Origin of the sequence: Zunongwangia endophytica (genome assembly GCF_030409505.1) — a bacterium.
GTDB lineage: Bacteria > Bacteroidota > Bacteroidia > Flavobacteriales > Flavobacteriaceae > Zunongwangia > Zunongwangia endophytica.
The window spans coordinates 310,663-331,833 of the sequence record NZ_JAUFPZ010000002.1 but is presented as its reverse complement, the minus strand read 5'-3'; the positions used below and the strand labels follow the sequence as shown (position 1 = coordinate 331,833).

13 protein-coding genes are annotated in these 21,171 nt (G+C 36.1%); 4 read left to right on the top strand and 9 right to left on the bottom strand.

What is annotated here, in order from left to right; all coding sequences use genetic code 11:
• Positions 1–93: 93 nt before the first annotated feature.
• The 9 genes from gap to QWY91_RS01615 all read right to left on the bottom strand — a co-directional run bounded on the left by gap (position 94) and on the right by QWY91_RS01615 (position 13,446).
• Positions 94–1,092 (bottom strand): type I glyceraldehyde-3-phosphate dehydrogenase, encoded by a 999-nt coding sequence (gap, locus tag QWY91_RS01655; RefSeq protein WP_290231077.1) that lies wholly within the window; start codon positions 1,090–1,092, stop codon positions 94–96.
• A 17-nt stretch (positions 1,093–1,109) separates the two neighbouring features.
• A complete protein-coding gene (pfkA, locus tag QWY91_RS01650; protein WP_290231075.1) occupies positions 1,110–2,096 on the bottom strand; it encodes a 6-phosphofructokinase in 987 nt (328 codons plus the stop codon).
• Positions 2,097–2,219: 123 nt separating this feature from the next.
• Positions 2,220–3,665, bottom strand: coding sequence for an alpha-amylase family glycosyl hydrolase (locus QWY91_RS01645; protein ID WP_290231072.1), 1,446 nt, complete (start codon positions 3,663–3,665; stop codon positions 2,220–2,222).
• 2 nt (positions 3,666–3,667) lie between these two features.
• The gene (locus QWY91_RS01640; protein WP_290231070.1) at positions 3,668–5,515 is read right to left on the bottom strand and encodes a glycoside hydrolase family 13 protein; all 1,848 of its coding nucleotides are present in this window, start codon (positions 5,513–5,515) and stop codon (positions 3,668–3,670) included.
• Positions 5,516–5,785: 270 nt separating this feature from the next.
• The gene (locus QWY91_RS01635; protein WP_290231068.1) at positions 5,786–7,897 is read right to left on the bottom strand and encodes a glycoside hydrolase family 97 protein; all 2,112 of its coding nucleotides are present in this window, start codon (positions 7,895–7,897) and stop codon (positions 5,786–5,788) included.
• Positions 7,898–7,935: 38 nt separating this feature from the next.
• Positions 7,936–10,236 carry a glycoside hydrolase family 65 protein gene (locus tag QWY91_RS01630; protein ID WP_290231066.1) on the bottom strand — a complete coding sequence of 767 codons (2,301 nt, stop codon included), beginning with the start codon at positions 10,234–10,236 and terminating at the stop codon, positions 7,936–7,938.
• A 12-nt stretch (positions 10,237–10,248) separates the two neighbouring features.
• Positions 10,249–10,905, bottom strand: coding sequence for a beta-phosphoglucomutase (gene pgmB, locus QWY91_RS01625; protein ID WP_290231064.1), 657 nt, complete (start codon positions 10,903–10,905; stop codon positions 10,249–10,251).
• 24 nt (positions 10,906–10,929) lie between these two features.
• Entirely contained in the window at positions 10,930–12,285 is a 1,356-nt protein-coding gene (locus tag QWY91_RS01620) for an MFS transporter (protein ID WP_290231063.1), read from the bottom strand.
• Positions 12,286–12,423: 138 nt separating this feature from the next.
• A complete protein-coding gene (locus QWY91_RS01615; protein WP_290231061.1) occupies positions 12,424–13,446 on the bottom strand; it encodes a LacI family DNA-binding transcriptional regulator in 1,023 nt (340 codons plus the stop codon).
• A 237-nt stretch (positions 13,447–13,683) separates the two neighbouring features.
• Between QWY91_RS01615 and QWY91_RS01610 the strand changes: the two genes are divergently transcribed.
• From QWY91_RS01610 to QWY91_RS01595, 4 genes are read left to right on the top strand one after another with little or no spacing between them, the layout of a single operon-like run.
• The gene (locus QWY91_RS01610; RefSeq protein WP_290231058.1) at positions 13,684–16,611 is read left to right on the top strand and encodes a SusC/RagA family TonB-linked outer membrane protein; all 2,928 of its coding nucleotides are present in this window, start codon (positions 13,684–13,686) and stop codon (positions 16,609–16,611) included.
• Between the two features lie 11 nt (positions 16,612–16,622).
• Entirely contained in the window at positions 16,623–18,245 is a 1,623-nt protein-coding gene (locus tag QWY91_RS01605; protein ID WP_290231056.1) for a RagB/SusD family nutrient uptake outer membrane protein, read from the top strand.
• Between the two features lie 16 nt (positions 18,246–18,261).
• Complete coding sequence (locus tag QWY91_RS01600) at positions 18,262–19,407, top strand: SusE domain-containing protein (protein ID WP_290231054.1); 1,146 nt, start codon at positions 18,262–18,264, stop codon at positions 19,405–19,407.
• A 51-nt stretch (positions 19,408–19,458) separates the two neighbouring features.
• Entirely contained in the window at positions 19,459–20,898 is a 1,440-nt protein-coding gene (locus QWY91_RS01595; RefSeq protein ID WP_290231052.1) for an alpha-amylase, read from the top strand.
• The last annotated feature ends 273 nt before the right edge of the window (positions 20,899–21,171 follow it).

Genomic DNA, 21,171 nt, shown 5'->3' with positions numbered 1-21,171 from the left:
GTTAAGTATTGATTAGAGATAAAAAAGCCTGAAAAACTATGCAAATTCAAGATATTGAATTACCGCACAACTTTTCAGGCTCAAATTAGTTAATTATAGAGAAGCTACGTGAGCAGCTAAATCGATAAGTTTTGAAGAGTATCCATACTCGTTATCGTACCATGCGATTAACTTGAAGAAGTTATCGTTAAGTGCGATACCAGCTTCAGCATCAAAGTTACAAGTATGAGCATCTGATACATAATCCTGGCTTACAACAGCCTCGTCTGTGTAAGAAATTACACCTTTGTAATCTCCACCAGCTGCTTTTTTGAAAGCTGCTTTAATTTCTTCGTAAGAAGTAGCTTTTTCAGTTTTCACTGTAAGATCCACAACAGAAACATCTGTAGTTGGAACTCTAAAAGCCATTCCAGTAAGTTTTCCTTTAAGTGAAGGAATTACTTTAGTTACAGCAACAGCAGCACCTGTAGAACTAGGGATAATGTTAGCCATAGCACTACGTCCTAATCTAAAGTTTTTCTTAGATGGAGAATCTACTGTAAACTGAGTTGAAGTAGATGCATGAACAGTTGTCATTAAACCTTCTACTAAACCAAACTCATCATCAATCACTTTTGCAAGTGGTGCAAGACAGTTTGTAGTACAAGATGCGTTAGAAACGATGTCCTGATCTGCAGTTACTTCGTTATGATTTACTCCCATTACAAACATTGGAGCAGTTTTAGAAGGTGCAGAAATTACAACTTTTCTAGCGCCTGCTTCAAGGTGAGCTTTTGCATTATCTAAATCTGTAAAGATACCAGTACAGTCTAAAACAACTTCTACTCCTGCATCTTTCCATTTAAGGTCTGCCGGATTTTTTTCAGAAGTTACTCTGATAGTTTTTCCGTCTACGATAAGACTTCCGTCCTTTACTTCAACAGAACCTTTAAATTTACCGTGTACAGAATCATATTTTAAAAGATAAGCCAAATGATCTACATCTAATAAATCGTTGATAGCTACTACTTCTACTTTCTCACTTTGAGCTGCTATTCTAAAAGCAATACGCCCTATACGGCCAAAACCGTTAATTCCAATTTTTGTACTCATTTTTCTATTTTTAAAATTTAAACTGAAGTGATGTCTGCCACCCTCCTTAATTCTTTATCATATTTTGCCTCACCATCGATAGCGGTGGTAAGTGGAACGCGAACAACTTTTTGATGGCTTAAGCCAATCATAACTTTAGAGTCCCCGTCTATCAAAGCTTCTACAGCTCCTACTCCTAATTTGCTGGCAAGAACGCGATCAAAACAACTTGGTCTTCCTCCTCTTTGTATATGTCCTAAAACAGATACTCTAATATCGTAACCTTCTAGCTGTTCTTCTACATGTTCTGCGAGCTGAAATATATTCTTTCCGCTTTTCTCACCTTCAGCAACTACGATAATACTAGAAAGTTTACCGGACATTTTACTTTTTCTAAGCGATTCAAGCATTCGCTCTAATCCCTCATCTTCTTCAGGAATTAAAATCTCCTCAGCTCCTGCTCCAATTCCACTATTTAGTGCAATATCACCAGCATCTCTTCCCATAACTTCAATAAAGAATAATCTATTATGAGAACTTGCTGTATCTCGAATTTTATCTATTGCATCGACAACTGTGTTTAAAGCAGTATCATAGCCTAAAGTAAAATCTGTACCACTAATATCATTATCAATTGTGGCCGGAATACCGACTATTGGAAGATCAAATTCCTGGCTAAAATATATTCCACCAGTAAAAGTACCATCTCCGCCTATAACAACCAAAGCGTCAATGTTATTTTTTGTTAATTGCTCGTAAGCTCGTTTTCTGCCCTCTTTGGTTTTAAACTCCATAGAGCGAGCAGATTTAAGGAAAGTACCACCTTTATTTATGACGTTACGTACAGATCTGGCATTCAGCTCTTCGAAGTCACCTTCCATTAAGCCCTGATAGCCACGATATACTCCAACGCAGTCAATTTTATAAAAAGAACAAGCTCTAACGACCGCTCTTATTGCGGCGTTCATTCCGGGGGCATCGCCACCAGATGTTAAGACACCAATTTTCTTTATTTTATTTGCCATCACCTCAAATCTATTTTAAATCTTAATTATAACCTAATTTAAGACACAACTAAATCGATTGCGGTTAATAACTAATAAAAACAGCCTCAAAATGAGACTGTTTTTAGGATTTTGTGAATTTTCTTATCGGTTTATTAAAATTTTATATTCCCAAGGAGAAAATAGCAATTTTTGATTTTCTTCTATTACGAAAACTTTTTCGTTATTCATATAATCAATAAATTCGCCATTGAGATTGATTTTAAACTCTTTATCCTTCCCACTCAAATTTCCGATAAAAATAACCTCTTCATTATTTTTCTTTCTTTTGAAACTGAAAATTGTATTCTGAGCCAAATTTTTAATTTCTAAAAAGTCAGCTTCCGTTTTTGAACCATCTAAAGCCGGACTTTCATTTTTCAGTGAGCCAAGTTTCGATAAAATCGGCCAAAATTTACCTCTTTGATGATTAATGGTATCTTTTTCAAAAAATCGTAATCTTTTTTGCATGTCATACTCTTGTCCGCTGTAAATTAACGGCATTCCAGGTAATGTAAAGGTTAAAGCCGTCATTACTTCAGCGGCATCTCCCATTCGTTCGTTTAATGTTCCATTCCAACTGTTTTCATCATGATTCGTGACAAAATTCATAAGGTAATCGTCCTCCTGATAAGTGGTATCAATTTTCTCCATATAATCGCTTAGATCCTTAGCATTTTGTTCTCCCTGCGCAATTGCATTTAAAATATGATGTCCTTCCCAGTTGTATCCCATATCAAAAGCTTCTTCAAAAAGATCTTTATCTTCAGATTCTGCTAACATGAAAATCGGTTTCACCTGTTTGATTTCTTTTACCGCAGATTCCCAAAACTCCGTAGGTACTTCTCCGGCTACATCACATCTGAATCCATCGATATTCTGTTCTTCTACCCAATAACGCATCTCCTTACGCATTTCATCCCATAATTCTTTGTTATCGTAACTAAGATCAGCGACATCTGTCCATCCCCAGCTTTCACCGGTTTCTGGATTTATAGGATCGATAATTTCACCCGCTTCGTTTTTTGTATAAAATTCTGGATGTTCTTTAATCCAAATATGATCCCAACCGGTATGATTTGCTACCCAATCCAGTATTACATAGATATCATTCTCATGTGCCGTTTTTACTAATTTCTGAAAATCTTGCAGCGTTCCAAATTCAGGATTAATCCCAGTATAATCTGAAATTGCATAATAACTACCTAAAATCTTTTCGCGCTCCTTGGGATCTTCAATTTCCTCAGCAAACCTACCATCGGCAGCTTTTCTTTTTACTGAAGATATCGGATAAACCGGCATTAACCAGATTACCTTTACGCCTAACTCTTTTAACTGCGGAATATCCTTTGTAAACTCATTAAAAGTACCTTCTGGCGAATATTGCCGAATATTAGCTTCGTAAATTACCGATTGTCCTAAAATACTATCATTTATCGGAGCCAATTTTTGAGCTTTTTCACTCTCATTTTTAACCGGCTTTTCTGAAGCTTCGTTTTTACAGGCTGCAAACATTGTTAATGCTAGCGCCGCTATTATAAATCTTTTCATTTTTATTGAAGTTGAATTAATAGGGCATCCTGTGCACGAATGCTTAAATTTTCTTTTAGCTGAATATCTTCTCCTGAAATAATTTCTTTCCCAGATGTCGAATCTTGAATTCCCTCAGCATATTTTTTTAGATCTAAAGTCTGTTCTTCAGCACTGTTATTGATCACCACCATTACGCGATTTTCATCGTTATACCTAAAATACACATACACATTATTTTTAGGCAAAAACTGAAGCATTTCACCAAACTGCAGTGCTTCATTTTCTTTTCTGAAATTCAACAATTTTGAAGTTAAATCGAAATATTGCGACTGAGTTTCCGTTCTTTCTTCCGCAGAAAAAGCAGATTGTTTATCACCTTTCCAACCACCAGGAAAATCCTGTCGAATTGCACCATCACCTTTTCCTTTATCGCCACGCATTCCTATTTCATCTCCATAATACAATTGCGGAGTACCTCTTACCGTAGCAATCATCGTCATTGCCATTTTATATTTTTGAAAATCACCATCATAAATTTCATTAAATCGACCGGTATCATGATTTCCCATAAACACCATTAGATTATCGGTATCAGCATATAAAAAATCATTCACAAAATTGTCATAAGCTTTAATCATTCCGCGATCCCAACTGGCATCTTCCTCATGGAACATCGAGGTTATTGCATCATGAAGCGTAAAATCCATCACCGATGGTAAATTAGAATTGTAATCCTGAATTGCGCCTATTGGGCTATCTTTTTGCCAATAACTAATTTGCGCCTGGTCGTGCATCCAAACTTCACCAACGATATTAAAATATGGATATTCATCCATAATCGCTTTTGTCCATTTCGCGATGCCTTCTTTATCATTATAAGAATAGGTATCTACACGAAATCCGTCTAATCCTGAATATTCGATCCACCAGATCGCGTTCTGAATCAAATAATTAAGCACCAACGGATTACTTTGATTTAGATCGGGCATTGTACTTGTAAACCAACCATCTACACAATATTTAAAATCATGTTCCGATTTGTGAGGATCGTATTGCGTAGTCATTCTATAATTTGAATTTTCATAACCCGGGAATTGATGTATCCAATCGTAAGTTGGTAAATCCTGGATCATCCAATGTTCACTACCCCAATGATTGGTTACATAATCCATAATTAGCTTCATATCCTTTTTATGAAGCTCATCGGCTAAGCGCTTATAATCTTCATTAGTTCCGTAACGGGGATCGATCTTGTACACATCACTTTGCGCATAGGTATGATAAGAATATCCTGCATCATCATCTGCCAGTAAAGGTGTACTCCAAAGCGCGGTAATCCCAAGATCATCTAAATAATCCAGATTATCGATCACCCCTTGCAAATCACCACCATGACGACCTCCTTGCTTAGAACGATCGGCTTTTTCCTGCATTTCTGGCGCGGAATCGTTTTCTGGGTTTCCGTTCGCAAAACGATCTGGCATAATTAGATAAATCGCATCACTTGCATCAAAACCTTCTCGAAGCGCGGAACCTTCAGTTCTTTCTTTTAATTCAAAAGTTTTTTTGAGGTTCTTTTTTCCTTTTTTACTAAAGGTAAATTCGTAATCTCCAGCAGCAAGATCTCCAGAATTGATAGTGACAAACACATAATTTGGATTCTCAGTTTTTCTGATATTATTGATGATTACCTCATCTTCGGTGGAAACCTCATACGTTCCAATATCTTTTCCGTAGAACATAATCTGAAGTTCTTCCAGATGCATATCGCTCCACCAAAAAGGCGGCTCCATTTTATCGATTTGAGCTTGCGTAATTCCTGAAAATAACATCAGGAATAACATAAGATTATATAATTTAGTTTTCATTTTTTTGTTTTCAGCTTACAGCTTTTAGCGAATAGCTATCAGCCGTTAGTTTGGGTTAAATAAGATTTCTGGACACTAATTTTAATTCGTGGAAAGATTTCTGCGCTTCACTTTGTTTCAGTCGAAATGACAACGTATTTCAATAATAATTCAAAATTTAAGATTCAATATTAATTTTCAAATTGACACATCTGCACATTTTCAAATTAAGCTCATCTATTTTCTTTAATCTAACAGCGTAGCGATCTAAATTCTAAATATCACTTCTAGTTATTTTTTCTCAAAAATGCTTATCGCATAACCGCCACCAGGCGCTGAAGTAAGTTTTAAAGTTGACTTGCTAGTTACGGTTTTCGTGGTGATCTTATAAGCCTGTGGATTGGTTTTGTAATGTGCATCTTTAGCATCAGCATAAATCGTCGCTTCATACTTTTTACCATCTTCTAAGAAATCAAGCTTAATTTTTGATTTTCTGGATTCATTTCCATTCACATTTCCAACAAACCAATCTTGGGTTCCCTTAGCTCTTCTCGCTACAGTAATATATTCTCCAGGTTCTGCTTCTATATATTTACTTTCGTCCCAATCTAAAGCTACATCCTTTATAAACTGAAAAGCATCTGGAAAACGCTTGTAGTTTTCAGGAAGATCTGCTGCCATTTGCAGCGGACTATACATCGTTACATAAAGTGCCAACTGATTGGCCAAGGTTGAGTTTACATGCGAATTGTTATCTGGATTGATCTTGCTAATATCCATCTCAAAAATCCCCGGTGTATAATCCATTGGTCCACCAATTAAACGGGTAAATGGAAGAACGGTCACGTGATTTGGCTTAGAACCACCAAACGCCTGAAACTCGGTTCCTCGTGCAGATTCGTTTCCAATTAAATTGGGCCATGTTCTACGCAATCCTGTAGGTCTAACTGCTTCGTGCGCATTTACCATAATATTATAATCGGCTGCTTTTTTAACCGCATATAAAAAATGATTTATCGCCCATTGTCCATAGTGATGCTCACCTCGTGGCACAATATCCCCAACGTATCCACTTTTCACCGCAGGATAATCATACTTATTCATAAACTGATACGCCGTATCTAAATGACGTTCGTAATTACGAATTGAAGATGAAGTTTCATGGTGCATAATCATTTGTACGCCTTTAGATTCAGCATATTTATGTATTCCTTCCACATCAAAATCTGGATAAGGTGTTACAAAATCGAAAACATAATCTTTAGAATGTCCAAACCAGTCTTCCCAGCCAACGTTCCAGCCTTCAACTAATACGCCATCAAAACCATTTTCAGCAGCAAAATCTATATATTCTTTTACATGCTCGGTTGTAGCACCATGTTTTCCGTTAGGCTTAGCATTTTCAAAATCGGTTTCGTCTAATTTTACAGACGGAAATTCATCGGTGTAATTCCAGGTACTTTTTCCGGTGATCATTTCCCACCAAACACCAATATATTTCATTGGTTTGATCCAGGAAGTGTCCTCAATTTTATTAGGTTCGTTAAGATTTAGTGTGATGTTAGACGCTAAAATATCTGTCGCATCATCACTAACCATAATTGTTCTCCAAGGAGAATTGGCTGGCGCTTGTAAATACCCTTTATTTCCTATCGCATCTGGCGTTAGCCAGGATTCAAAAACAAGATTCTTTTCATCTAAATTCAGATTCATTAAAGAATATTCCTTTAAAGCAGCTTCATGAAGGTTGATATAAATTCCGCTATCAGTCTTCATCATTAATGAAGTCTGTACCCCTGTTTTTGCAAATTGTTCTTGAGAAGCATTATCAGTCAAAGCTTCATCGAATTTATTGCTAATTTCAGAAAGTTTAGATATGGTATAATCATACTCCTGAGAATCGTAATCTCCAGGAATCCAATAGGCAGTATGATCTCCCGTCATCGCAAACTGAGTATGTTCTTCTTTGATTACGAAATAAACGAGATTATCTTGCTGCGGAAACTCGTAACGAAAGCCTAAACCATCATTAAACATTCTAAATCGAATTATCATTTTTCGATCTTCTGAAGGCTGATTTATTGTTACTGCCAACTCGTTGTAATGATTTCTAATTTCAGCCTGTTCTCCCCAAACCGGCGTCCAGGTATCATCAAAATTCGATGTTTTTGAGTCAGAAATTTCAAATCCGCTCATTAAAGATGCTGAATCGTCCTTAAGTTCTAAACCAAGTTTACTGGTTTTAATAACTTCTTCTCCCTTGTAAAATAATTGATACGCCGGAGTTCCGTTTTCTTTTAAACTGAATTCCATCTTAAGGTTACCGTCAGGAGATTTTAACTCCTGAGCCTGCAATCCTAAAACAGAAAAACAAATTGTAATTACTGCTATAATATTTTTCATCTATAAAATTTTTTAATCAAATACCTCTAAAAGGCTTTTTAGCTATTTACGGTGTTTTGCACATTCACCTGTTCTCCGTTTAATAATACGTTCATTGGCTCATTTCCATCTACAGAAAATGTAGTCTCATTTTTACCAATATTGATCTTTAAAATCTGGTTTCTAAAGTTTATTTTAAAGCTGAAACTATTCCATTGCTCCGGTAATTGTGGCGTAAACGATAATTTTCCATCTACTACGCGCATTCCTCCAAAACCTTCTACAATACTCATCCATGTTCCTGCCATACTGGTAATGTGGCAACCTTCTTTCACTTCGTGATTATAATCATCTAAATCCAATCGCGATGTTCTTAAGTAAAAGGTATAGGCCTGGTCCATTCTGCCTAATTTCGCTGCCTGAATACTATGTACACATGGTGACAATGAAGATTCGTGAACCGTAATTGGCTCATAAAAATCGAAATGCTTCTCTAAGTTTTCTTCGGAAAAATGATCTTCAAAAAAGTAGAAACCCTGAAGCACATCGGCCTGTTTAATGTAGCAACTTCTTAAAATACGATCCCAACTCCAATTTTGGTTAATTGGGCGTTGTTTTTTAGTGAGCGTGTTTACCGGTTCGATTTCTTTATCTAAAAAACCATCTTGCTGAAGGTAAACGCCAAATTCTTCAGAATATGGAAAATGCATATTTTTAGCTACCTCATTCCATTTGGCAATCTCTTCAGCTTCCAAATTGGTTTTAGCCATTATTCGGGCATAATCTTCAGCATAATCAGCTTTAATTTTCTCGATATTTTCGATACAATATTCGATACACCATTTCGCTAAATAATTAGTGTAAAAATTATTGTTCACGTTATTTTCGTACTCATTAGGACCGGTAACCCCAAGAATCACATACTTATTTTTGTTTTTACTGAAGTTAGCACGTTGCTGCCAAAACCTTGCAATTGCAATCATTACTTCTAAGCCCATTTCTGGTACGTAGCTATAATCGCCTGTAAAACGAACATAGTTGTAAATGGCAAAAACCATAGCACCGTTACGGTGAATTTCTTCAAACGTAATTTCCCATTCGTTATGGCTTTCTTCACCATTCATCGTTACCATCGGGTAAAGCGCTGCACCATTATCGAATCCTAATTTTTGTGCATTCTCTTGAGCTTTTTCTAAATGATTGTAGCGATACGTCAACAAATTTCTAGCGACCTGCTGATCTTTAGTTGCCATGTAAAACGGAATACAATACGCCTCGGTATCCCAATACGTACTACCGCCATATTTCTCACCGGTAAATCCTTTAGGACCAATATTTAATCGCTCATCTTTCCCTAAATAAGTTTGATTAAGCTGAAAGATATTAAAACGTATTCCCTGTTGCGCTTTTACATCACCATCAATTGTGATATCTGCCATTTCCCAGATGTTAGCCCAAGCGTCTTTTTGCTCCTGAAGTAATTGTGCAAAACCTGATTTTGTAGCTTTTTCGAGTACATTTTTTGCTGCTGAAATTAACGAATCTTGCTTATGATTCATATCAGTTACATAACCGGCATATTTTTGAAGCGCAATTTTTTCTCCTTTATTTACTTTAACAGCATAAGCAATACTCACATGATCTTCAGTTTTATCGACTTCACCTTCAACCTGAATTTTTTCTCCATCTAGGGTGATTTCAGACTGCATGTACGTGCCAATGTGATATTCTGTCTTTAAAGTCTTAGAAACAACAAAAGCCTGATTGTTTTCAGCTTTAACGGCTAAAGTTTCCCAAAAACGTTCTTCCCAATTGGCATCGCGGTTGGTAATCCCGCCGTCCAAATACGGACTGAATTTTACAACTGCATCATCATTTAGGACCTCAACTTCATAATTTATGGCTCCTAATTCATCATTTACAATCGACAAAAAACGAGTTGCGGTTACTTTTACTTCAAGATCATTAGGCATCACTGCTACAAAACTTCTTTTGTGATAGCCTTCTTTCATATTCAATTCACGAATAAAATCTTTAACTTCTTTACAAGTGTTTAGATCTAAAGCTTCCTTATTAATGTGAACATTGACACCTATCCAACTTGGAGCATTTAATACTTTTGCAAAATATTCTGGATAGCCGTTTTTCCACCAGCCAACTTTAGTTTTATCGGGGTAAAAAACTCCGGCGATGTAACTTCCCTGAAAAGTCTCCCCTGAGTATTGCTCTTCAAAATTGGCACGTTGCCCCATAGCTCCGTTACCTAAACTGAATAAACTTTCTGAAGATTGAACGTGAGAAGCGTCGAAACCTTCTTCTATAATGGACCATGCATCTGGTTTAATATAATCCTGATTCATTGTTAATTGTATTTATTTTTGGAGTAGATTTTGTAAAAATTCAATCGAGATTTCTGTAAAATCCTTGAAAATATAATCGGCTTCGTGAAGTGTTTTTTCTTCACCAATACCAATACTTGTCATTTTGCCTTTATTGGCTGCCTGAATTCCTGCAACCGAATCTTCGAATACGATACAATCTTGCGGAGCAACATTCAACTTTTCAGCAGCAATTAAGAAAACTTCAGGATCTGGTTTAGCTTTGCTAACATCTGTACCGTCAACAATAGCATCAAAACCATCCTTTAAATCGATTTTCTCTAAAATATGGCGTGCATTTTTACTGGCAGATCCCAGTGCATAAGGGATATTTTGTTCTTCTAAATAATCCAAAACTTTTTGAACTCCCGGAAGCACTTCACCTTTATCCATCTTATTTACATAAGACAGATAATTCTCATTTTTTAATTGCATTTGGTGATTAAACTCTTCTTCAGAAAGTTCTTTATTTCCCCAATTAAGAATCTTCTTTAGAGAATGTACACGACTTACTCCTTTTAACTCTTCATTTTGTTCTTTGGTAAAATCGAAACCAAGATCATTTGCCAGTTTTTTCCAGGCTAGAAAATGAAATTTGGCGGTATCTACAATTACACCATCAAGATCGAATATGATAGCTTTTTGACTCATATTAGTAGTATGTTCTTTTTAAATTTAGTTTGTGACTTGTTCGTCTACATCGTCTATTCTTATGGTTAGAAGCGCAGCAATAAGAAAGGCTCCACCGCTCATCATTAGCGCATAAATGGGATTTCCTCCGAAAAGGTATTTAACCATAGGACCACCTATAAGAGCATTTATGATTTGGGGAACAACAATAAAAAAATTGAAAATCCCCATATACACTCCCATTTTTCTTGGTGGGATAGCTCCGGCTAAAATTGCATAAGGCATTGCAAGAATACTTGCCCAAGCAATACCAATCCCCATCATACTTAAGATCACCCAGTTTTCATCTGGCATAAAATAAATAGAAAGCAATCCTGCTGCTCCGACGATTAGAGAAATAATGTGTGTCCTTTTTCGTCCGACTTTCTTCGCTATTACCGGTAAGAAAAATGCAAATACTGCAGAAACGGCATTATAAACACCAAAGAGAATCCCAACCCAATCCCCGGCATCCTGATAGGTTTCGCTACTAGAATCTGATAGTGGTAATCCATAAATGTGATGTGCTATAGCAGGAGTAGCAAATACCCACATTCCAAATAATCCAAACCATGAGAAAAATTGTACCCAACTCAGCTGGCGCATAGTATGCGGCATTTTTACAAAATCAGTAAAAATATCAGTGATTTTAGACTTTTCTTCATCTGGAACTATATTGCCTGGTTTGTCTTCTTGGGAATGGAAATTTTCTAATTCCTCTGGACTATACTCTTTGGTAGTAAAAACAGTAATCAATATACTTATCACTAAAACTACAGCCCCAATTATAAATGATAATAATAGATTTAATGGAATTTCTCCTTCAGCAGCGCGATTAGTAAATCCAATCCAGTTGGTTAAGACATACGGTAACCAAGATCCTATTACAGCACCAATACCAATTAACACCGTTTGAATACTGAATCCTAAGGTACGTTGATCGCTAGGTAAATTATCTGCAACAAGTGCCCTAAACGGCTCCATTGCAACATTAAAAGAAGCATCCATGATCATTAGCATACCAGCGCCCACCCACAAGGATGGCATAATGGCAATAAATAGATCGGCATTGGGCATTAGTATCAAACCAATAGCGGCTAGAATCCCTCCGGTTAGAAAAAATGGGCGACGTCTCCCTAATTTGGTCCAGGTACGGTCGCTATAATAACCAATGATTGGTTGAACAATTAAACCTGTAACAGGAGCAACTATCCAAAACCACGAGAGATGTTCGACCTCTGCACCAAAAACCTGAAGGATACGGCTGGCATTTGCATTTTGTAATGCGAATCCCATTTGAATCCCGAGAAATCCGAATGTCATATTCCAGATCTCCCAGAAACTTAATTTGCGTTTCTGCATATCGTAATATTAAATGGTTACGATAAGCACTAAGACTTATCAAAACTTACTTTTGGTAGGAAGTAAAAATATAAGTTCTGATAAATTAACTAATTTGGCGATAAATATAGCTAATTAATTAAAAATAGCGATATTAAATCATTTTTTTGTTGATTCTCTCTCTATTAGACCTGTTTCAACTATAATCGTCTTATAGCTTTCTTCTTCTTGTGGAGATTTCTCTAATTTTTCAATTAATAATCTGGCCGCTTCCTCTCCCATTCGGCTACCATGCTGACTTATGGTTGTTAAACTAGGTATAAAACGTTTCGATAATTCGCCATCGGTAAAGCCTATTACCTGAACATCTTCTGGTACTTTTTTTCCTTTATTCTGAATGGCTCGTACCGCAGCGGCTGCAAAATGTTCATTTACCGCAAAAAGCGCATCTAATTCAGTATTCTCAATAAATGAAGCAATCTCTTCGTCTACACGATCCATATCTTCTATTTTCAGAATAAAGTTTTGATTTACTGGTAAACCATTGTCTTCTAGAATCTGGGTATAGCCATGAGTTCTTAACTTGCCTACACTTACGTAATCTACGGTAGAAATAATACCAATATTCTTTGCTCCTTTATCAATTAAGAACTGAACAGCCTGCTTCGCTCCTCTTACATCGTCAATAATTACCTTATCTGATGGTACTTCTTCTACCGATCGATCAAATAACACCAATGGCATGCCTTGATTTACTACTTCAATTAAATGATGGTAATCTCCTTTTTGCATGGTTTCTTTAGCCACCGATAGAATAAAACCGTCGATGCTTCCGTTGGCTAACATCTCCATATTCAGCACTTCTTTATCAAAACTATTATCAGATAAACAAACCATTACACTATACCCCATCTCATTGGCTACATGTTCTATCCCGCTAATTACAGTAGTAAAAAAATGATGTACGATTTCTGGAATAACGACTCCTATCGTCTTAGTCTTTCGATTCTTTAGACTAAGAGCGATATTATTAGGTTTGTAGTTGTACAATTTAGCAAACGCCTGTACTTTTTGTCGAGTATCTTCTCCGATCTCAGGACTGTCTCTAAGTGATTTTGAAACAGTTGAAATGGATACATCAAGTTCTCTTGCAATTTGTTTCAACGTAAGTTTTGGCCTCATAAATTTAGAATCTTCTTCTTTGAATCGCTTTCAATGTAAAAATAGCAATAAACAGGACTTTAATTTTACAAATTGAGTAAAAATACAGTTCAAAATCGAAAAGTTGTCAACACTACATCGTTGTAGTGACTGTTTTTTGAGATATCCGCAATTTTTATGTCTTTATTTTACATAGTTTTAACCTCAGGAAGTAAAAATATAAAGTTTATAATCTAAGTGAAATTCAATAGGAAATTTATGAGAACATTTATTAAAAGCACATTGTTTTTGCTGTTTATGCTGCCGATGAGCTTTTTTGCTCAAAATTCCGTTTCAGGAACGATAACAGAAGCCGAAACTGGCATGCCTGTTCCTGGAGCAAACGTAATTTTGAAGGGAACAAGTAATGGAACCATTACAGATTTTGATGGTTTATACACGATCGAAAACCTTGTAGTTGGAGACACGATAGTTTATTCTTTCTTAGGCTTTGCTACAAAAGAAATCGAATTTGCAGGTCAAAAAACAATCGATGTAAAGTTAGAAGAAGACCAGGCCACACTAGATGAAGTGGTTGTAGTAGGATATGGTACTGTTCGCAAAAAAGATGCAACTGGAGCTGTAAATCAGGTTTCTACAGAAGACTTTAACCAGGGACAGGTAAACACTGCCGGGCAGTTAATAACCGGTAAAATAGCCGGAGTTACCGTTACATCGGGTGGTGGAGCGCCTGGTGAGGGACAAAATATTAATATTCGTGGAATTGGGTCTATTTCTTTGAATAGTTCTCCGCTTTACGTGGTTGACGGAATTCCATTAGATAACAGTAATGTTGGTGGATCCCGAAACCCATTAGACTTCATCAACCCGAATGACATTGAAAGCATGACGGTATTAAAGGATGCATCTTCTACTGCGATCTACGGTTCTCGTGCTGCAAATGGAGTAATTTTAATTACCACCAAAAAAGGAAAAGGAGGAGAATTCAAATTTAATTATTCTGGCAACACGACAGTTTCAAGACCTACCAATTATGTAGATGTTATGAATGCTGAAGAGTTTACATCATTAGTAAATGAAGTAGGAAATGAAGCGGCGATCGAAAGATTAGGAAATGCCGATATGGATTGGCAAAAAGAAATCTATTCTGAAGCTATTGGTTTTGATCACAATCTAAGTACGACTGGAAATATTGGAGGTTTTATGCCAACTCGTGCATCTCTTGGTTATACAGATCAAGATGGTATTTTATCTGGTGATAATTTCTCCAGAACTACAGGATCTGTAAGCTTGCGACCTAGTTTTATGGAAGGTCATTTAAAAGTAGAGCTTAATGGACGAGGTATGTATACAGAAAATACATTTGCAAATCGTGATGCTATTGGAACTGCTGTAGATTACGATCCTACTCAGGCTATTTACGATGAAAACTCTCCATTTAGCAACTATAATTCCTGGTTAACATATAGTGAAGATGCTGACAGGTTTGTATTAAACAATTTAGCTCCCGTAAATCCTATTGCATTAATTAACGAAAAACATGATGCTGCAGAAGTGCGAAGATTTATAGGAAATGCTAAAATAGATTACAAACTGCATTTTTTTCCAGATTTAACTGCTACCGTAAATGTTGGTTTAGATAAAACGAATAGTAACGGAAGAACTATAGTTTCAGAAAATATGCCTTCTTCGCAATTAGATTGGGATGGATCGTATGTTACTTATAGCAACATTAGTACTAATAAACTTTTTGATGCTTATCTAACTTATGATAAGGATTTTGACGAACACAGTCTTAATGCTGTTCTTGGATACTCTTATCAAAGTTTTGAAAGAGCAGATGATAGTTATAACAGCGAAAGATTACAAGATGGATTTGATCCTGTAGTGATCGATAAAAGCGAGAATACTCTTCTTTCTTATTTTGGAAGAGCAAACTACAATTATGCAGATCGCTATTTATTAACTGCCACTTTAAGAGCCGATGCATCTTCAAAATTAAATCCTGATGATCGTTGGGGATATTTCCCTTCGATGGCTTTGGCATGGAACATCAATAACGAAGATTTCTTTAAATCGAATACGGTAGACCAACTAAAAGTTCGTGTTGGTTATGGAGAGATTGCAAACGTTAACGGTTTAGGCAACTACTTATTTTTAACTCGATATACCGCATCTCAACAAAATGCATACTATCAATTTGGTTCTTCATATTATCAAACATATCGTCCAGAAGCTATAAATGAAGATCTAAGATGGGAAGTTGGTAGAACCATTAATGCAGGAATCGATTATTCCTTATTTGATAATAGAATTTCAGGTTCTTTTAATGCGTATCTTAAAAAAACCGAAGATATGATAAGTTATGTTATTGTAGATCCATTTACCAATTTCTCGAATGGAATTGATAAAAATATAGGTGACATGGAAAATAAAGGAATTGAATTCGAACTGAACGTCATTCCTGTACAAACTGAAGATTTCAAATGGAGTATCGGTTACAATATTGCATACAATAAAAACGAAATTACCAATTTACCAGATCAAACCGAAGTTGGTGGTATTAACGGTGGTACTGGTAACAATATTCAATTACATAAAGAAGGATATTCTCCTTTTAGCTACTGGGTTTACAAACAAGTTTATGATGAAGCAGGACGACCAATAGAAGGTGCTTATGTAGATCGCAACGGAGATAACCAGATAAATGATGAAGACAAGTATTTGTATAAAGATCCATTTGCAGATATAACTATGGGATTAAATATGAATGTAAGTTTCAACAACTGGGATTTAGCGGTAGTTTCTAGAGCAAGCTTAGGTAATTATGCATATAATAATATGGCCTCTGCTAAATCGTACGAGATCAGAGCTACTGAAAATAGTATTCTTACAAATTTACACAGCAATTATTTTGATACGGGTTTCCAGAGTTTAACTGAGACTAACTTACAAAGTGATTACTATGTTCAAGATGCTTCTTTCTTCAAATTAGATAATATAACACTTGGTTATACTTTCGACCAGATTTTTGAAGAATCGAGTCTAAGACTTTATAGCACCGTACAGAATGTATTGACTATTACCGATTATGATGGTCTTGATCCTGAAATCAATGGAGGTATTGATAATAATTTCTACCCTAGACCAAGAACATTTACAGTTGGTGTAAATCTTAATTTCTAAAATAAAGAATAATGAAAATGAATTATATAAAGAAATTAGCACTTGTCATTCCGACACTCATTTTAGTGTCTTGCCATGACGATTTGGATCAGACACCAATCGATCCAGATAGCTTTACAGAAAACGATGTTTTTACTAATGCCGAGGAAGCTAGAGGTGCTTTAGCTAAACTTTATGCAAGTTTAGCCTTAACCGGCCAAGAAGGTCCTTCAGGGCAACCCGATATATCGGGAATAGACGAGGGTACTTCTCAATATTCTAGAATGCTATTTAACTTAAACGAGCTTACGACAGATAATGCTGTGGTAGGTTGGGGTGATCCGGGACTTCCCAATTTGCATGCTATGAGCTGGGGAGCTGGTAATGATTTTACAACAGCGATGTATTATCGACTGGCTCAGGAAGTTTCATTTTGCAACTCATTTATTTCAAATGCATCAGCTTTAGAAGATCCTGTAATAGATTCTTATATCGCAGAAGCAAGATTTCTAAGAGCTTTTGCTTACTATAACCTTATTGATCTCTACGGAAACGTTCCTCTAGTAACCGTAGTTTCAACTGAGTTACCTGCGCAAAATTCTCGAGAAGAAATATTCAATTTTGTGGAAACTGAATTAACTGAAATTCAAGATATTTTAGTGGAAAGCGGTGCAAAAGAATATGGACGCGTAGATCGTGTTGCAGCTTGGGCTTTACTATCTAAATTATATTTGAATGCAGAAGTTTGGATTGGGGAAGATCATAATAGCGATGCTATTACTTTCGCTAATCAAGTTATAAACTCTTCTTACAGCATAAATACAGTAGATGCGAATGGAAACGGTTCAGCTTACGACGAACTTTTTCTTGCTGATAACGATAGAAATGGTGCTCAGAATGAATTTATTTTTGCACTTAATTTTGATGGAAATAATTCTAGAACTTATGGTGGTACAAGTTTTCTTGTTCATGCTGCCATCGGTGGAGACATGGATCCTTCTTCATTTGGAGTTAATGGTGGATGGTCTGGACTAAGAACTACCAAAGCCCTAGTGAATAAATTCGATTATGCAGTATCTGCTTCAGACGAAGATGGAAACCCTACAGAGTGGGCAGATCAAAGAGCGATGTTCTTTACTGAAGGACAAAATTTAGAAATCAATACTATTGCCAACACTTTTAGTGATGGATATGCAGTTACCAAGTTCACAAATATTGATTCTGAAGGTAATGCTGGTAGTGATGAAGGTGGTGACTTTGTGGACACCGATCTTCCTTTAATTAGAATGGCAGAAATCTATCTTACCTACGCGGAAGCGGTAACACGTGGTGGCTCTGGAGGTAACGTTCAGGATGCAGTAGGTTATATTAATGAACTGAGAGAAAGAGCTTTTGGTAATTCTGAAGGCAATATTTCTTCAAGCGATCTTAATACGGACTTTATTTTGGATGAAAGAGCACGCGAATTATACTGGGAAGGACAAAGAAGAACAGACCTTATTCGCTATAACGATTATACTTCTGGCAACTATTTATGGCCATTTAAAGGTGGTTCTAAATCAGGAACCGCTGTAAGTGACTACAGAACTTTATTTCCATTACCAAGTAATATCATTTTGATCAATCCTAATTTAACACAAAATACAGGCTATTAATAAATATCAAGTTACAATGAAAAAGTTAAGACTATTATTCATCGCGTTTATCGCATTATTAAGCTTTACAGCTTGTACCGAAGATGATGACTTTACGTTTACTGCAAAGCCAGATCCCGACGGAATTAATTTTATGAATACTCCTGCGGAAACCTATACATTATCTGCTGCTAATAGCAATAATCTTGCGGAAAGATTTGTTTGGAACGAAGTTGATTTCGACGTTCAAACTCCTGTAAATTACGAACTCCAGGCGTCTACTGAGGAAAATTTTAGTAGTTACGATGTCTTGGGAGACATAACACAAACGAATCTGGCCGTTACTGTAGGACAAATGCTAGAATTAGCAGAGGAAGCTGGTTTAGATAATGATCCTGAAACCGAAGCTCTAAATACTGGCAATGTATATTTCAAAGTTAGAGCTTATGTTGGTGCCAATGCTGGCAACGTAGTAGCGCAAACTTCAGAAATTCTAATGGTATCGGTTACACTACCAGAAGAAACAGGAGATGTTATAGAGCTTAAAAGAGAACTCTATCTTGTTGGAGATGCCACAGCTGCCGGTTGGAACAATAATAACAACAATACACCATTATTTAGAGATGCTGAAAATGATGACCTTTATTATTTTGAAGGACGATTTGCAGGAGGCGCTGATGTTCAAGGTTTTAAACTGTTAGAAAGTTTAGGAAATTGGCAACCACAATGGGGTCTTAACGAAGGTGTCGCTACAAGTAGTGAGGACTTGGATAACGATCCTCAGGCTTTCACTGTAAGTAATGATGCTTATTATAGCTTTACCATTAATGTTGCTGATGGAACTTACTCTTTCGATGAAGTTGATGCTAGTGCATCTGCTACTTATGAAAGCATAGGGATCATTGGTGATTCAACTCCAGCAGGTTGGGATGCCGATACCGACATGACTCAATCTGAGTTTAATCCTCATATTTGGTATACCAAAGATTTCGTGTTTAACGATGGCGAATTTAAATTTAGAGCCAACGATGCATGGGATGTAAGTTGGGGTATCGCTTTAGCAGCAATTAGTGGAGAAACTAATTTAGGAGGTGAAAATATTACTGCAACTCCAGGAACCTATAGTATTTGGTTTAATGATCTAGATGGACGCTTCTTATTAATCCCACAGGTTGCAGAATAAAATTTACTAATAAAAAGGCTGCCATGGCAGCCTTTTTTAACTTCTTTTCTTATGAAAAAAATCACAAGTACACCTCTACTCTATTTTCTGGTTTTGGCTCTTATATTTAGTTGTTCTTCAGATGATGATACGGTTGTAGATTCAGACGATGATAATGGTATGGAGCAACCCGAACCAGTTTCAGCATTAAACTTATCAGATTACGATAATGGATCTAGAGTAATGATGCAAGCTTTTTATTGGGATGTAGAACCAAGGTTTGAATGGTGGAATACCATTTCAGGAAAAATTGAGGGCTGGGCGAATGTAGGTGTTAATCGAATATGGATTCCGCCAGCAAGTAAAGGACAATCTGGTGGATATTCTATGGGTTACGATCCATCCGATTATTTTGATTTTGGAAATTACGAGCAGCATGGTACTATTCCTACACGATTTGGAACTCGTGAAGAGCTAGAAGGTATGATAAGCGTGGCTCACGATAATAATATTGAAGTAATCGCTGATATCGTTTTAAATCATAATTCTGGTGGTGGTTTGGAATACAATCCTTATCGTGAAAGAGATACATACACGCTTTTCGACGAAACTCATGGCAATGCTTCAGGAATGTTTAATAGAGATTACGAAGATTTTTATCCTAATAGCGTAAGCGAATACGATCCGCCAAGTTTATTTTACCAAGAAACAAACTTAGATCATCATAGAGAACGCGTTCAAGACTGGTTATGGAAAGATGAAAATTCTGTTGCCAAATACTATAAAAACGTGATGGGATTTGATGGATGGCGTTTCGATTATGTTCTTGGATTCGAAGATTTTGTAATTCAGGATTGGTTAGAAGAAGTTGGCGGATTTTCGGTAAGTGAACTTTGGGATGGTAATCCTGAAATTATCAGGAATCACATTGATGCTACCGGAAGCGGCGCATTCGATTTTGCTGCTTTTTACACTATGGAACAGGCATTCGATCGCAATGACGATCTTACAGAGCTTACTAATGATCAAGTCTGGCAAACACATCCTGAAAAAGCGGTTACTTTTACCGCAAACCATGATACCGAAAAAGATGATAATGAAGACAACATTATTGCTTCAGAAAATAAACTTAAAGCTTATGCTTTTATAATGACTCATCCCGGGTATCCTACAATTTTCTATTTAGATTATGAAAACCCGGAATTCCAAGAGCAGCTAAATAAATTGATAAGTATTCATAATAGTTTGGCTACTGGATCGGTAAATATTATATATAATGATAACGATGAATATATTATGCAAAGAAACGGCGATGGTAATAATCCAGGGCTTATTCTTTACATAAATACATCCGGAAATGCGAAAAGAAGAACAATTACTACAAGTTGGAATAGTACTATTTTGATGGACTATTCAGAAAATTCTTCCTATTATCCAATGGCAGATGAAAATGGAGAAGTGACTATTGAGGCACCTGCTAATGGCTATGCAATCTGGTCTGTAACTGAATAAAAAAACAGGATTTATTGAAAAAGGGAATAATAGAAATATTATCCCCTTTTTTATTCTTAGTCTATAAACTTTTTAATTATCTAAACAAATACTTCCTTTTTAAGAATGAAAAATTTCAAATTCATTTTTCGCATCAGAAGTTAAAGCTGTTAAAATTCAGCAATATCAAAACCGCCAAATTTTCATTCCATTATATTTTTCTTATTTGTAAACCATCGCCTGTTGATAAATTTTTAATTTATTGAATTTCAATTTATTAACAACTTTCTATTG

Excerpts from the sequence above, each read along its gene's own strand:
- pgmB (WP_290231064.1), bottom strand. The coding sequence starts at position 10,905 with ATGAGTCAAAAAGCTATCATATTCGATCTTGATGGTGTAATTGTAGAT.
- QWY91_RS01645 (WP_290231072.1), bottom strand. The coding sequence starts at position 3,665 with ATGAAAAGATTTATAATAGCGGCGCTAGCATTAACAATGTTTGCAGCC.
- QWY91_RS01630 (WP_290231066.1), bottom strand. The coding sequence starts at position 10,236 with ATGAATCAGGATTATATTAAACCAGATGCATGGTCCATTATAGAAGAA.
- QWY91_RS01620 (WP_290231063.1), bottom strand. The coding sequence starts at position 12,285 with ATGCAGAAACGCAAATTAAGTTTCTGGGAGATCTGGAATATGACATTC.
- QWY91_RS01600 (WP_290231054.1), top strand. The coding sequence starts at position 18,262 with ATGAAAAAGTTAAGACTATTATTCATCGCGTTTATCGCATTATTAAGC.
- QWY91_RS01615 (WP_290231061.1), bottom strand. The coding sequence starts at position 13,446 with ATGAGGCCAAAACTTACGTTGAAACAAATTGCAAGAGAACTTGATGTA.
- QWY91_RS01635 (WP_290231068.1), bottom strand. The coding sequence starts at position 7,897 with ATGAAAAATATTATAGCAGTAATTACAATTTGTTTTTCTGTTTTAGGA.
- QWY91_RS01595 (WP_290231052.1), top strand. The coding sequence starts at position 19,459 with ATGAAAAAAATCACAAGTACACCTCTACTCTATTTTCTGGTTTTGGCT.
- QWY91_RS01610 (WP_290231058.1), top strand. The coding sequence starts at position 13,684 with ATGAGAACATTTATTAAAAGCACATTGTTTTTGCTGTTTATGCTGCCG.
- QWY91_RS01605 (WP_290231056.1), top strand. The coding sequence starts at position 16,623 with ATGAAAATGAATTATATAAAGAAATTAGCACTTGTCATTCCGACACTC.
- pfkA (WP_290231075.1), bottom strand. The coding sequence starts at position 2,096 with ATGGCAAATAAAATAAAGAAAATTGGTGTCTTAACATCTGGTGGCGAT.
- QWY91_RS01640 (WP_290231070.1), bottom strand. The coding sequence starts at position 5,515 with ATGAAAACTAAATTATATAATCTTATGTTATTCCTGATGTTATTTTCA.
- gap (WP_290231077.1), bottom strand. The coding sequence starts at position 1,092 with ATGAGTACAAAAATTGGAATTAACGGTTTTGGCCGTATAGGGCGTATT.